Here is a 12,494-nt window from a genome sequence, read left to right as displayed (position 1 = left end):
ATAAAAGAGCATCATCTTTTCAATTATTCCTACGATCGATATTGTTTAATAAATTCAAATAACAAGCGAACCCCAACACCTGTGCCTCCTTTACCTCTGTAATTATCTGTTGTACTTACAAACGCCGGTCCGGCAATATCGAGATGAATCCATGGATAATTCGTAAAATGTTCCAGAAATTTTCCTGCTGTAATTGCTCCACCATCACGACCACCAATATTTTTCAAATCTGCGATATCCGATTTTATCAGCTCTCCAAATTCCTCCCAAAAAGGAAATTCTACCAGTCTTTCGTAAACTTTCTCTCCTGACTCCTTTAATTGAGTCATCTTATCCTTACTATCCTCATTCCCCATTGCCACCATGCCATACTTCCCGATAGCCACAGCCGCAGCACCTGTTAATGTCGCTAAATCGACAACAAATTCCGGTTGATATTGATCTGCATAACTAAGAGCATCGGCCAAAAGCATTCTTCCTTCAGCATCTGTATTTAAAACCTCAACAGTTTTCCCATTGTACATTTTAATAACATCGCCGGGTACATAAGCATTTCCACCAGGACGATTGTCTGTTGCAGGAATTAAGCCAATTACATGAATTGGCAGTTTAGCTTTCGCAATTGCATAAATTGCTCCGGCTACCGATGCTGCACCACCCATATCAGATTTCATCAGATCCATGCTGTCCTTAGTTGGCTTAAGGCTCAATCCGCCGGTATCGTATACAACCCCTTTTCCAACAAAAACAATTGGTTTCGAATTAACCGCCTCTTTCGATTTCCACTCCAATATAGAAAAAGTAGGCTCGTCGAGACTGCCTTTATTCACGGCCAAAAGTCCGCCCATCTTTAAACTTTCAATCTTTTTCTTTCCAAAAACATCAACAGTAAATCCAGCTTTAACTCCCATTTCCTGAATTTCTTCACTTAATTTTTCAGCTGTAAGATAACTTAAAGGTTCGTTTACAAGTTCGCGTGCAAACTTCACCCCTTCAACAAGTGCAATTAACTCATTAAGCTGTGTTGAGCTGACAGCGTCACTATAGATAATTACTTCTTCCAGAGTATGCTTTTGTTTTTTTGTATCGGTAAAATATTTTAGAAACTGATAATTTGTCAGGGCAACACCTTCAGCAAAAGCAAGTATAGCCTCTGCATCGTTCAGATAATCCTGCAAAACAATTTTGGTGATTTTACTTTCCTGAATCCTGGTATGAAAAGAGAAGCCCAGCTTCCTCATTTTCTCCAAATCGGAATTAGTATACTTTTTATTATCTGCCACATGCAAATAAATTTTGTGCGTATAACGATTCAACTCTATTAACGTATTCTCGGCGGCAATTTGCTCTTCAGCAAACTTCATCTCCTGCTCGGAAAGAGGAAGGTTTTTATAATTCCCGGCAGTTGCCAAAAAAAGAATGTTCTCGTTCTCATCTGGCTTCTGAAAGCTTTTTACTTCTATTTTCATCGGAACTCATGTTAGTGTGAAAAACCATATCGATCAACACAGTAATTCCTCAATACTTCGAACTTGATATTTTCAAGTTCTGATAAACAGATATTTCCTGTGATTTTTACAGCCAAGTAAAAATAGTAAAAAACTAAGCGGAAAACATTACTCCTTGATAAGGAAAAAAGAAAACCGCAGCTTGATGCTGCGGTTTTCTTATAATTTATCCGGATTTTCCTTGAAATAATTCCTTATCAATACTTTTTTGAGTTCCCTTAAAATAATTAGCTCAGTAAGTAATTCTGATTTTGGAACATCAGGAAAATTTAATTCTGTTTTAATAATCTGCTTTTCACTCACATCTATCTGATACAGCAATAGTATTAAACGATGATAGTCCCGATCCAATAAATGAGTTAAATGTTCATTTAACTGACTAAAAAGTTCTTCGTATGCATTGTGAATTTCTCCGGAAAATTTCACTTCCAATCCAAACTGATCAAAATCTTTCTCAATCTGAGCCGCAACCTGCCGAATCATCTCTTCGCGATTACGATAAGGTTCAATACTCAAATTTTTTAAATCGGGTAAATTCACGTTCTATTCCTTTTCTATGCTTGTGTAAGAATACATGATCGCTTCCAGTTCTCTCAACAATTCACGCTTATCGTGGTTTGGATAGTAAACGTACGAATCCATACACACAACTCTGTTGTTCTTTTGATCAAGAAAAGTAATATTTACAAAAGGACCTCCCATAAAATCTCCGTTCACTTTCCATAAACCTCTTGTTTCCGTTGCATAGTTCCCGAAAAACTCGAATTGACGGTTCGAAATTGGAAAATCCATTTCAGTACTCATATAACTACCCTCCTTAGGTCCCGGAACAAACTTCTGAAGTAATAAATTCCTCTTTTTAATCACCTCATCCTTCGTAAATGAATCCTCGGAAATATAATCGTAGGTATAAATAAACATCCCTTGACTCGTTGAGGGAGTCTCCTTGCTTACCCAAAGAAAATCAGGTTCTTCTTTATTTATGGTATATCCCGCAGGGAAAGATAGAGTGAAATTATTTTTCTCCTTTAGCTTTTCGAAAATTTCCTGAACAACATTCTTTTTAAAAACCTTAATTTTCCTTTCTCGTTCTCCAATATGAAAATAGGCAATAATCTTATTTTTATTTTCGCTCAAGAGCTGGATCATCTCCTTGTTGCTCTTAGCTTCAATCTTCATAAACGATTGTGTTTTCGCATACAATTCATTCTTTACTGAGATCTTATTTTCCTTAACTTTCGACGAAACCCTAAGATCCAAAATACTTCGGTGAGTTTTAAACATACTGGAAAACTCATTGTGCGAAATCTGCAGTATATCAAAAAGTGTCTCATCTTGCGGCAATCCAATTTGAGTATCATTTAATACCGACTTTAATGTATCTCCAACACTTCCTTCATATAAAGCATCATTTATTATTACAACTATTTCTCCCGATTTCCCGGTTACTACAGGTCTTAGTCCTTGTGTGGTTTTCTTGCAGGAAGAAATACTTACCGTTACAAGCAAACAAAGTAATGTTGTTTGAATTATTCTCTTCATAATTTTAAATTTACAGAGACAAATGTTTCTATTCGTAATGAACTATTTTTAATACCATTCCCGGTACTAATTTCTTAGAACGGGTTATACTATTTAATTCAACCAAATCGGTAGTCGATTCAAGTTGAAATCTATCTGCAATCGAGCTTAAACTATCTCCAGTCTGAACTTCATAAAGTAAAAAACTACTTTTCTTCAATAAAGGATCCCTTTGTGGCTTTTGAGCCAAGGTATCGGAAGGGTAAACCCAGATTTTCAGTTTTTGTCCAATAAAAATATCAGGACTATCCATCTCATTCCATTCCTTGATATTATTTATTGTACAGCCGTACTTCATTGCAATTTTATGAAAATACTCTCCCGCCTCTACACTATGTATTATACAGTATTTCCCCTCAGTCGTTGAAAGATCCTTTTGAAGATCAAGATATTTTTTAGGCTCATCCTTCATTCCGTAAATAACCTCTTCCAAATCAATAAATTTGCCCACTTTTCCTATTGGAAGAATCAATTTAGCCGGAAGTTCACACAAAGGAATCAAATCACACTTGTAAATTGGATTTAACTCCCGAACTGCCTCTATGGGTAAATCAAGCACTTTGGCAACATGTTGAAACGAAATTGGCTTATTTACAGTAACTGGAGATATTCTAAAGTATGGATATACATTTTTCGCAGGAACAATATTGTGCTCGGAACTATAATTCATGACATAATTAACGGCTATAAATGCCGGCACGTAATTTCTGGTTTGTTCGGGAAGATAAGGTGATATTTCCCAGAAATCAGTCTTTCCTCCTGAACGTTGAATCGCTTCACGCACAATACCAGGCCCTCCGTTGTAAGCTGCCAATGCGAGTTTCCAATCACCAAAAATCCGATACAAATACTGAAGATATTTGCAGGCTGCTTCTGTTGATTTCTCCGGATCCATTCTCTCATCAATATACGAAGTGATTCTTAAGTCGAACATTTTACTGGCATTAAACATGAACTGCCATAAGCCAATGGCTCCTGATCGTGATTTTGCTTTAGGATCCAAAGCTGATTCTATAACTGATAAATATTTCAATTCCAATGGAAGCTGGTACTTATCCAAATACTCTTCGAACAAAGGGAAATACAATTCGGAACGCTCTATAATTTTTGCGGTTTTTTCACGATGCCTAATTGCATATGCGTCAATATATCTTCTGACAATTGGCTTAAAATCCAACTGAACCGGACTTTTTGCATTGAGCTTATCCATCCTCTCCTGATATACTTCATCAGAAAAAACTGGAATATAATTAGCATCCATTACAGTATTTTCCGGAAGATCTTCTTTCAATATTTCCGAAGTGAAATGAATCAAGCGCTGATTGATTTCATTAATATTCTCAGGCTTTTCTTTGTTCAGAATATTAAAAAGAGACTGTGCATCTGCCTGAATAGCAAAAGCAAAGCAAATCAAAATAAGAAGTAAATATTTCCTCATATATGTCAGCATTTAAATGCTCCTAAATTTCGTAAAATAATACGAAATGAAGATATTTCATCAACAAAATAACATAAAAAAAACATTTATTTCTAAATGTTCCGCTCAAAATGAATCTAAATAACTAAAAAGTTAGTTTTAAGATCATTATTATTTTAATCCTATTCAGGGAAAAAGGACGTGACAAAAAAGGCAGGAAGTAACTCCTGCCTTTCCCATCTATTTATTGTCGGATTCTTTATCCTTACGTTTATCCTTATCGTCATCCATATCAGTAGCCTTTTTAAACTCTTTCATTCCCTGACCCAATCCTTTCATTAGTTCCGGAATTTTTTTTCCACCAAAAAGAAGTACAATTACAAATACTATAATTATAATTTGCCAGGGACCAACCATTCCGGCTAAAACAAAAAGGTTCATATCTATTTATTTAATGATTTAGAATACTAAGTTACTAATTTTACTGAAATTTCTATTTCATATTAGAAATCCATTTTACAACATCATTACCATTTGCAAATAGTAAAAGACCAAACAACAGCACCATTCCGGTTATCTGTGCATACTCCATAAACTTATCTCCTGGTTTTCTTCCTGTAATGATCTCATACATCAAAAACATTACATGTCCGCCATCCAAAGCCGGAATGGGAAGAATATTCATGATCGCCAAAATGATTGAGAGAAATGCAGTCAGATTCCAAAAGGCCTCCCAATTCCAAACACCCGGAAAAATATTACCAATAGTTATAAAACCACCTATTGATTTATATGCTTTAGTTTCAGAAGAGAAAATCAGTTTAAACTGTTTTAAATAGGATCCGAGCTTATCAATCCCTTTATTAAAACCTGCAGGAATTGATTCAACGAAAGTGTACTCCAATGTTTCATACTCGAACAAACCCGATTCTATTTGTGGATAGAATCCAATTTTCCCATCATCACCAACAGTTAGCTGAACTTGTTCGGACTTTCCGTCTCGATTCAACTGAACCAAAATACTTTGACTCTTCTTCGACTGTAAAAAAGTCTGAAATTGATCGTAGTAGCTGAAACCAACAGAATCAATCGATACAATTTTATCTCCTTTCAAAATTCCGGCCTCACTTGCAGGAGATTCTTTCAACACTTTTCCAATAGAAACAGCACTGTAAGGATAACGAATATCAAACACAGGACTTAAAGAGAATCCCTTACTGCTTTCCTCCAATAATGCCGGCACAAAAGAAGAAGGAATATCAATACTTAGCTGCTCATTATTTCTTATGAATTGAATCGACTTAGGACTATTTAGCAATATATCCGGAACGATATCATTAAACTTTTTTACTTTTTGATTATCCAAAGCAACAATTTTGTCACCATCCTGCAATCCAATACTCTCGGCCAAAGAATCACAAACAACACCATACTTCACATTTTCCGCCGGCAGATATTGCTCACCCCAAGTGTAAAGCACTGCAACATAAATAACAAATGCAAGAACAAAGTTCACCAAAACACCACCTACCATGATCAATAACCTTTGCCATGCCGGTTTCGATCTGAATTCATAAGGCTCAGGAGGCAATTTCATCTGCTCCTTATCCATCGATTCATCAATCATTCCTGATATTTTCACATAACCACCAAGAGGCAGCCATCCAATACCGTATTCTGTTTCTCCTTTTTTAAATTTAAACAAAGAAAATCCAGGATCGAAAAACATGTAAAACTTTTCAACTCTGGTTTTGAATAATTTTGCAAAGGTAAAATGCCCCAATTCATGTAACACAACCAAGATGGACAGACTCAACAAAAACTGTCCTATTTTAACGATTACTTCCATTCAATTTCAATTAATAATTTAAACTCTTTGCCGACTAATAGGATCAGCAAATTAGCGGATGCCTAAGATAGGTATTTTTTACAACATAGATAATGCCAATTTCCTTGCTTCCTTATCTGTTAACACATAATCTTCGTAGGTTGGATTTTTAATAAATCCGGTTTTGTGCATACAGTCTTCTATAATATCGCTCATTCGTAGAAACCCAACTTCATCTCTTAAAAAGGCATCAACAACTATTTCGTTGGCAGCATTTACAATACATGGTAAATTCCCGCCTTTTTCCATTGCCTGAAAAGCCAGATTTAAATTTTTAAAATTCTTTGAATCGGCCGCTTCGAAACTCAAATTCGGATAATCTAAAAAATTAAAACGTGGAAAATCTGTTTTTAATCTTTTCGGATAGGTAAGAGCAAACTGAATAGGTAATTTCATATCCGGCAATCCCATTTGTGCTTTCATCGATCCATCTTCAAACTGCACTATTGAGTGCACAATTGATTGCGGATGCACAATCACATCAATTTGAGAAGCTTTTAAATCGAACAGCCATTTGGCTTCAATCGCCTCAAAACCTTTATTCATCATACTGGCAGAGTCAATGGTTATTTTTGCTCCCATGTCCCAGTTTGGATGCTGCAAGGCTTGCTTAGAACTTACGTTTTCTAGAAATTTTTTATCCTTGCCTCGAAACGGTCCTCCCGAAGCAGTCAAATAAATCTTTTCAATCGAATTATCGAACTCGCCGGATAAGCACTGAAAGATTGCTGAGTGTTCAGAATCAACAGGGTAAATATTAACACCATTCTCTAAAGCTAATTTTTGAATAATTTCACCGGCAACCACAAGAGTTTCCTTATTTGCCAGAGCAATATTCTTTTTTGCCTCAATTGCTTTAATAGTGGGAAGAAGTCCTGAATATCCAACCATTGCCGTAACCACAATATCGATTGCTGACATTTGCACGACTTGTGCTATTGCATCAATTCCGGCATAAACCTTTATGGGTTCATTTTTTAAAGCTTCGGAAAGCTCAGTGTATTTTTCTTCGCAGGCAATAACAACAACATCGGGATGAAATTTTTTCGCTTGCTGAATCAACAGCTCAATATTATTATTCGCCGTCAGCACATCCACAATAAATTCATCAGGATTGGCTTCCACCACTTCTAAGGTCTGCGTTCCAATGGAACCTGTAGATCCCAAAATGGCAATATGTTTACTCATCAATAATTAGAGTTTTGTTTGTAGTTAGAATTTGATATAATCCTCAGGATTTAAAGCTTGCCCATTGTGCCACAACTCGAAATGCAAATGAGGTCCGGATGTAAGCTCTCCCGAATTCCCCAGTAAAGCAATTGCCTCGCCGGCTTTTACGTGCTCGCCTGTTTTCTTCAACAGTTCAGAATTGTGCTTGTAAACCGACAATAAATTGTTCGAATGTTGAATTTGAATAACGTAGCCAGTATTTAGTGTCCATTCTGAAAACACAACGGTTCCATCCAATACCGATGAGATTCTTTCATTCAGTCCCCCGACAATGTCGGTACCAAAATGCTCAATTTTACTATCGTAATGATTAGAAACCATACCGTTAATTGGTGCAAAAAAATAGGTGTTGGATAAACCTCGGGCTTTGGGAGCACTCCCAAGAGATAAATTATATTTCTCATCCTCCTCATGCTCTTTCCGAAAAGCAGAATCATTCGAAGAGATACTAAAGCTTAAATCTTTGTATTTGGGATCGACAATTGAATCATCGGCATTCTCAACAACATTATCGAAATCATTTCCTGAAATAACATTTCGAATTCCTTGAAAAAAGCGATCTCTTTTATCCAGTTCTGCAATAAGGGAATCTGCTAAAATCGCGTTATCCTCAATATTTTTTCGCATTTCTCCATCGGGGTAACCGGGAATATATTCACGTAACGGAGTAAATGCAATAAGTAAAGTCACCAACGCGATAAGGATAATTGAAAACAATCCAGTTACCGTAAAAACATTTAAACGTGATAATCGAATCGATAACACCTCATCAAAAGTACCTTCATTGGAAATAGTTAACCTGTATTTGTTTTTTAATTTCTCAAGTAAAGGCTTTTTCTCTTTTAAACGACTCATAATGAACGGATCTAAAATATTTACGCAAAGGTAAGAGAATTAGCGTAAAATGTTTACTTCTGAGAAGGTAAAAATTGCCAATAAAAAAGGGCTTTGGATTTCTCCAAAGCCCTTTTGCTAGTAGCGGGAGCCAGACTCGAACTGACGACCTTTGGGTTATGAGCCCAACGAGCTACCACTGCTCCATCCCGCAATATATTTTCGAAAGATACTATCTTTTATTTCTTGTTTAGGCCTGCTTAATCCTAAATTCTTAGTAGCGGGAGCCAGACTCGAACTGACGACCTTTGGGTTATGAGCCCAACGAGCTACCACTGCTCCATCCCGCAATATATTTTTAAGAAATATCTTTCGTTTTGCGGTTGCAAAGATAGGAGGCTTTTGTTCGAAAACAAAATTATACTGATAAAATTTAAACAAATCCTTACTGGCACTGCTTTAAACAAAGATATAAGCACTGTTTACCACGCAGATACGTCTCCAAAAAAATATCCTACACAGCTTGCAGTACAACATCTTTAACATCTAAAAATGCTTCTTCTAAAATTGTCATTTTCGAGAACATGAATTCGAAATAGCTTTTCCATTCACCCTTGTTATAAATCGATGCTCCTTCCAAATGGTAATAAATCATACCTACATCTTTAAATCCCTCGATAAAATAGTCTTTCTCCCATTTTAAATCCGCTCCGCAAGTACTCATTATTACAGGCTTATACTTTTCGAACTGTTCATAAACAGAATGTCTTTTCGAATCCAACTTACTATCTATCTGAATAATAACAAACGCTCCATTCTCATTCAGATCAAACTTTAACTGCACTTCCTTAATCTGAGTTCCACGTAAAACCCATGAGGTCATCTTTCTTCCCTTTTCTTTTGAATATCTCTTAAATCCATCCCAAAATTGGATTTTGACTTCTTTAGATTCTTCTTTAGTATACATAGCTCTGCTTTTTTTACAAAAATAAGGATATCTTACAAGATATAATGGTTTACAGGAAATGAATCCGCATTTAATTAAAATGGAAATTAATCTTATCTTTAAACACTCTAAATAACGCAATCAGATAATTAATGCAGATAAAACAGGTCTACATATATTTACTCCTCATATTATTGCTTGGTTCTTTTCAGTCTCACGCATCTTTTGACCAGGATACAATTTGCAAAGACTCCTTGATTGTTGCCAGCTATGTGGAAGGTCCGCATGTTAGATATATTTCTCCAACAAGAGTGGAGGCTTTCTACATTGTTCACGACAGCATAAAAAACAAAACCAGAAAAATAAGCAAGACTTTCCGGTTTAAGAATGACACAGTAACCTTCCTCGGATTTGCAGGAAATGATACTCTGACTTATATTATTCCCGATAAAATAAAACCTGAGGAAGGGGAAAACCCTTCAAATAATAAGATAGTCGTTCTGGGAGATATCCATGGGGAATTTGAATCATTATTGGCTATTCTTCGCTACAACAAAATTATTGATAAAAAAAACAAATGGAATTTTGGTGATGGACAAATCGTTTTTACCGGCGATGTATTTGACAGAGGGGATAAAGTAACAGAATGCTTATGGTTCATTTTTCAATTGGAAATTCAAGCGAAAAAACAAGGTGGAATGGTTCATTACCTTCTGGGAAACCATGAAATGATGGCTTTACTTTTTGATGATAGATATGTTGTTGATAAATATCAGCATGCGGCTCATTATATTCACTTTCATTACTCACATTTTTTCGACAAACATTCGGTTTTGGGCAAATGGCTGCGATCTAAAAACACAATTGTTCGTATTGGAGAACAGTTATTTGTGCATGGTGGTATTTCTCCCGATCTTTTAGAGAAAAAAATGAGTATTGATGAAGTAAATACCGTTATGAGATACCACTTAAATAATTATACCGAACTAAAAGACACGACATTAGTTGATTTATTTTTATATTCAAATAGTCCGTTATGGTATCGCGGCTATTTATCAAGAACACCAAAATATGACCGTATATCTTTACAGGAAGTACTAAAGACACTTGATTTTTATCATGCCAACGTTATTATTTTTGGACACACTCCTGTCGCTAAAGTATATCCATTTTATTCGTTTAAACTAATTGGAATGGATGTGCCCATAGGCGATCCCAACTATATTGATCAGGGCTTACTTATAGAGAATCAGAAATATTATCGGATATTTGCACATAAGGAAAAAGAACGGTTACAATAAAACGAAAACAACATGGAATTTATTACTGATATAATAACGAACCCAAATATTCCAACATCATTTATGGACTCGAATAATATACTTGAATTATTATTCAGGTTCATACTTAATTTAGCAGTAACAGTTTTTGTAATCAATTACGTTTATTTCAGAGCTACAGGAAAACGATCCTACGTTTTTACCTACATCATGATTAGTACAACCGTATTCTTTCTTTGTTTCTTACTTGGAAGTATTGAATTACAACTAGGTTTTGCTCTTGGATTATTTGCAATCTTTGGAATTATCCGATACCGTACCGATACCATACCAATCCGGGAAATGACCTACCTTTTTCTTGTCATTACCATATCAGTTATTAATGCATTAACCAGAGGTGAAGTAAGTTTTGGCGAAATTGCTTTTACCAACACAGCTTTCATGGCAACCACCTGGGTGATGGAAAGGGTATGGATGAAACGTCATCTTGCAAGAAGAACCATAGTATACGACCGGCTTGATTTAATTCATCCCAGCAAGCATCAGGAATTAATTGATGACATAGAAACCCGGACAGGAATGGTAGTCGCAAAATTTAGTATCGGACAAATAGATTTGGCAAAAGGATATATAAAACTCATCGTATTCTACAAAGAGTCTGTAACTCCTAATATATTAACCGATGCCGAAATAAGCGAAAGGAGTACCTGACTAATAAAACATCTTTGTTATGATAAAAATATTTCGACACAAGACTTTTCTGATACTCTTCCTATTCTCACTGGGATGCACAAGACTATTTGCAATTGGTCAGGAAAAAATCGATTCTGTTTATCATGCTCCGGATTTATTTGAATCCGATTCACTTATTGAATTATCAATAACTACTGATCTAAAGTCATTGGTTAAAGATGTAGGTGATAATAACAAATATCACAAGGGGAGACTCTCCTACCTACTTGGTGATTCGATAGTTTCCATGATTGTAGAGCTTAAAACCAGAGGTAATTTCAGGAAAGACCGCAGCATTTGTGCATTTCCCCCGTTAACTGTAAAATTCAACAAAGCAGAATCAAACTATTCACTCTTTCACGATAACAATAAGCTAAAACTGGTTTCTCATTGTCAAAATCGAAACGATAGGTATGAACAAATGATTATCCATGAATATCTGATCTACAAAGCATATAATATTTTCACACCTGAAAGTTTTAGAGTTCGTTTGGTAAAGATAACTTACAAAGACAGCAAAGAAGAAATTAAACCTCTGGAAAAATTTGCATTCTTTATAGAAGACTTTAAAAAAATGGCTGCAAGGAATGGCAAGATAGCCCGTTACGACAAAAAAGTTCATCAGGATCGTACCAACATCAGTAAGGTAACCAAACTTGCCATCTTTCAATACATGGTTGGGAATACAGATTGGGGAGTTCCAACCCTTCATAACATCAAACTTATTTCGAAGACACCAACTTCTCGCTTAATAACAGTACCCTATGATTTTGACTGGGCCAGTTTGGTAGATGCTCCCTATGCCGTCCCTAATGCAAAATTAGATATTCAGTCTATTCACGAACGGCTTTACAGAGGTTATCAACGAACCGCTGAAGAACTGGAATGCATTTTCAGGGAATTTAGAATGAAAAAAGAGTTTTTATACAAGCTATACACGAATTGTCCTTATCTGGATGATAAAGAGAAAGAACGCGCCCTGAATTATTTCGATGAATTCTATGAAATAATAGACAATCCTAGAAGTGTAAAGTCAGAATTTATTGACGGCGCCCGAATTATCAAATACAAAAATTAA

At 35.7% G+C, this 12,494-nt stretch carries 12 protein-coding genes and 2 tRNA genes; 3 read left to right on the top strand and 11 right to left on the bottom strand.

Annotation, left to right across the window (positions count from 1 at the left end; all coding sequences use genetic code 11):
- Positions 1–29 precede the first annotated feature (29 nt).
- The 11 genes from ACHZAX_RS00270 to ACHZAX_RS00220 form a co-directional block, all read right to left on the bottom strand.
- Positions 30–1,469 (bottom strand): leucyl aminopeptidase family protein, encoded by a 1,440-nt coding sequence (locus ACHZAX_RS00270; RefSeq protein WP_320017618.1) that lies wholly within the window; start codon positions 1,467–1,469, stop codon positions 30–32.
- 198 nt (positions 1,470–1,667) lie between these two features.
- Entirely contained in the window at positions 1,668–2,048 is a 381-nt protein-coding gene (locus tag ACHZAX_RS00265; protein ID WP_320017617.1) for a hypothetical protein, read from the bottom strand.
- 3 nt (positions 2,049–2,051) lie between these two features.
- A complete protein-coding gene (locus ACHZAX_RS00260; RefSeq protein ID WP_320017616.1) occupies positions 2,052–3,050 on the bottom strand; it encodes a DUF4837 family protein in 999 nt (332 codons plus the stop codon).
- A gap of 28 nt (positions 3,051–3,078) precedes the next feature.
- A complete protein-coding gene (locus ACHZAX_RS00255) occupies positions 3,079–4,527 on the bottom strand; it encodes a lytic transglycosylase domain-containing protein (RefSeq protein ID WP_180327291.1) in 1,449 nt (482 codons plus the stop codon).
- A gap of 219 nt (positions 4,528–4,746) precedes the next feature.
- Positions 4,747–4,947 carry a twin-arginine translocase TatA/TatE family subunit gene (gene tatA, locus ACHZAX_RS00250; protein WP_101309919.1) on the bottom strand — a complete coding sequence of 67 codons (201 nt, stop codon included), beginning with the start codon at positions 4,945–4,947 and terminating at the stop codon, positions 4,747–4,749.
- 52 nt (positions 4,948–4,999) lie between these two features.
- Positions 5,000–6,355, bottom strand: a complete 1,356-nt coding sequence (gene rseP, locus ACHZAX_RS00245) for an RIP metalloprotease RseP (RefSeq protein WP_320017615.1) — start codon at positions 6,353–6,355, stop codon at positions 5,000–5,002.
- 78 nt (positions 6,356–6,433) lie between these two features.
- Positions 6,434–7,582, bottom strand: a complete 1,149-nt coding sequence (locus tag ACHZAX_RS00240) for a 1-deoxy-D-xylulose-5-phosphate reductoisomerase (RefSeq protein WP_101309921.1) — start codon at positions 7,580–7,582, stop codon at positions 6,434–6,436.
- Between the two features lie 24 nt (positions 7,583–7,606).
- Positions 7,607–8,479, bottom strand: coding sequence for a M23 family metallopeptidase (locus tag ACHZAX_RS00235; protein WP_101309922.1), 873 nt, complete (start codon positions 8,477–8,479; stop codon positions 7,607–7,609).
- Positions 8,480–8,600: 121 nt separating this feature from the next.
- A tRNA-Met gene (locus tag ACHZAX_RS00230) sits at positions 8,601–8,672 on the bottom strand.
- Positions 8,673–8,736: 64 nt separating this feature from the next.
- Positions 8,737–8,808, bottom strand: a tRNA-Met gene (locus ACHZAX_RS00225).
- A 164-nt stretch (positions 8,809–8,972) separates the two neighbouring features.
- Positions 8,973–9,425 carry a DUF4268 domain-containing protein gene (locus ACHZAX_RS00220; RefSeq protein ID WP_101309923.1) on the bottom strand — a complete coding sequence of 151 codons (453 nt, stop codon included), beginning with the start codon at positions 9,423–9,425 and terminating at the stop codon, positions 8,973–8,975.
- A 131-nt stretch (positions 9,426–9,556) separates the two neighbouring features.
- Here ACHZAX_RS00220 and ACHZAX_RS00215 point away from each other — a divergent pair, with 131 nt between their 5' ends.
- The 3 genes from ACHZAX_RS00215 to ACHZAX_RS00205 are packed head-to-tail and all read left to right on the top strand — an operon-like array spanning position 9,557 to position 12,494.
- Positions 9,557–10,705, top strand: a complete 1,149-nt coding sequence (locus ACHZAX_RS00215; RefSeq protein ID WP_320017614.1) for a metallophosphoesterase — start codon at positions 9,557–9,559, stop codon at positions 10,703–10,705.
- Positions 10,706–10,717: 12 nt separating this feature from the next.
- A complete protein-coding gene (locus ACHZAX_RS00210) occupies positions 10,718–11,395 on the top strand; it encodes a DUF4956 domain-containing protein (protein ID WP_320017613.1) in 678 nt (225 codons plus the stop codon).
- Between the two features lie 19 nt (positions 11,396–11,414).
- Positions 11,415–12,494 (top strand): hypothetical protein, encoded by a 1,080-nt coding sequence (locus ACHZAX_RS00205; RefSeq protein WP_320017612.1) that lies wholly within the window; start codon positions 11,415–11,417, stop codon positions 12,492–12,494.

The sequence above is a fragment of the Labilibaculum manganireducens genome (assembly GCF_963665805.2).
Classification (GTDB): domain Bacteria; phylum Bacteroidota; class Bacteroidia; order Bacteroidales; family Marinifilaceae; genus Labilibaculum; species Labilibaculum manganireducens.
The sequence above is the reverse complement of the archived record's forward strand: the minus strand, read 5'-3'. Positions and strand labels throughout refer to the sequence as shown.

Coding starts and splice junctions, on each gene's coding strand:
- ACHZAX_RS00270 (WP_320017618.1), bottom strand. CDS start 1,469: ATGAAAATAGAAGTAAAAAGCTTTCAGAAGCCAGATGAGAACGAGAAC.
- ACHZAX_RS00260 (WP_320017616.1), bottom strand. CDS start 3,050: ATGAAGAGAATAATTCAAACAACATTACTTTGTTTGCTTGTAACGGTA.
- ACHZAX_RS00255 (WP_180327291.1), bottom strand. CDS start 4,527: ATGAGGAAATATTTACTTCTTATTTTGATTTGCTTTGCTTTTGCTATT.
- tatA (WP_101309919.1), bottom strand. CDS start 4,947: ATGAACCTTTTTGTTTTAGCCGGAATGGTTGGTCCCTGGCAAATTATA.
- rseP (WP_320017615.1), bottom strand. CDS start 6,355: ATGGAAGTAATCGTTAAAATAGGACAGTTTTTGTTGAGTCTGTCCATC.
- ACHZAX_RS00240 (WP_101309921.1), bottom strand. CDS start 7,582: ATGAGTAAACATATTGCCATTTTGGGATCTACAGGTTCCATTGGAACG.
- ACHZAX_RS00235 (WP_101309922.1), bottom strand. CDS start 8,479: ATGAGTCGTTTAAAAGAGAAAAAGCCTTTACTTGAGAAATTAAAAAAC.
- ACHZAX_RS00220 (WP_101309923.1), bottom strand. CDS start 9,425: ATGTATACTAAAGAAGAATCTAAAGAAGTCAAAATCCAATTTTGGGAT.
- ACHZAX_RS00215 (WP_320017614.1), top strand. CDS start 9,557: ATGCAGATAAAACAGGTCTACATATATTTACTCCTCATATTATTGCTT.
- ACHZAX_RS00210 (WP_320017613.1), top strand. CDS start 10,718: ATGGAATTTATTACTGATATAATAACGAACCCAAATATTCCAACATCA.
- ACHZAX_RS00205 (WP_320017612.1), top strand. CDS start 11,415: ATGATAAAAATATTTCGACACAAGACTTTTCTGATACTCTTCCTATTC.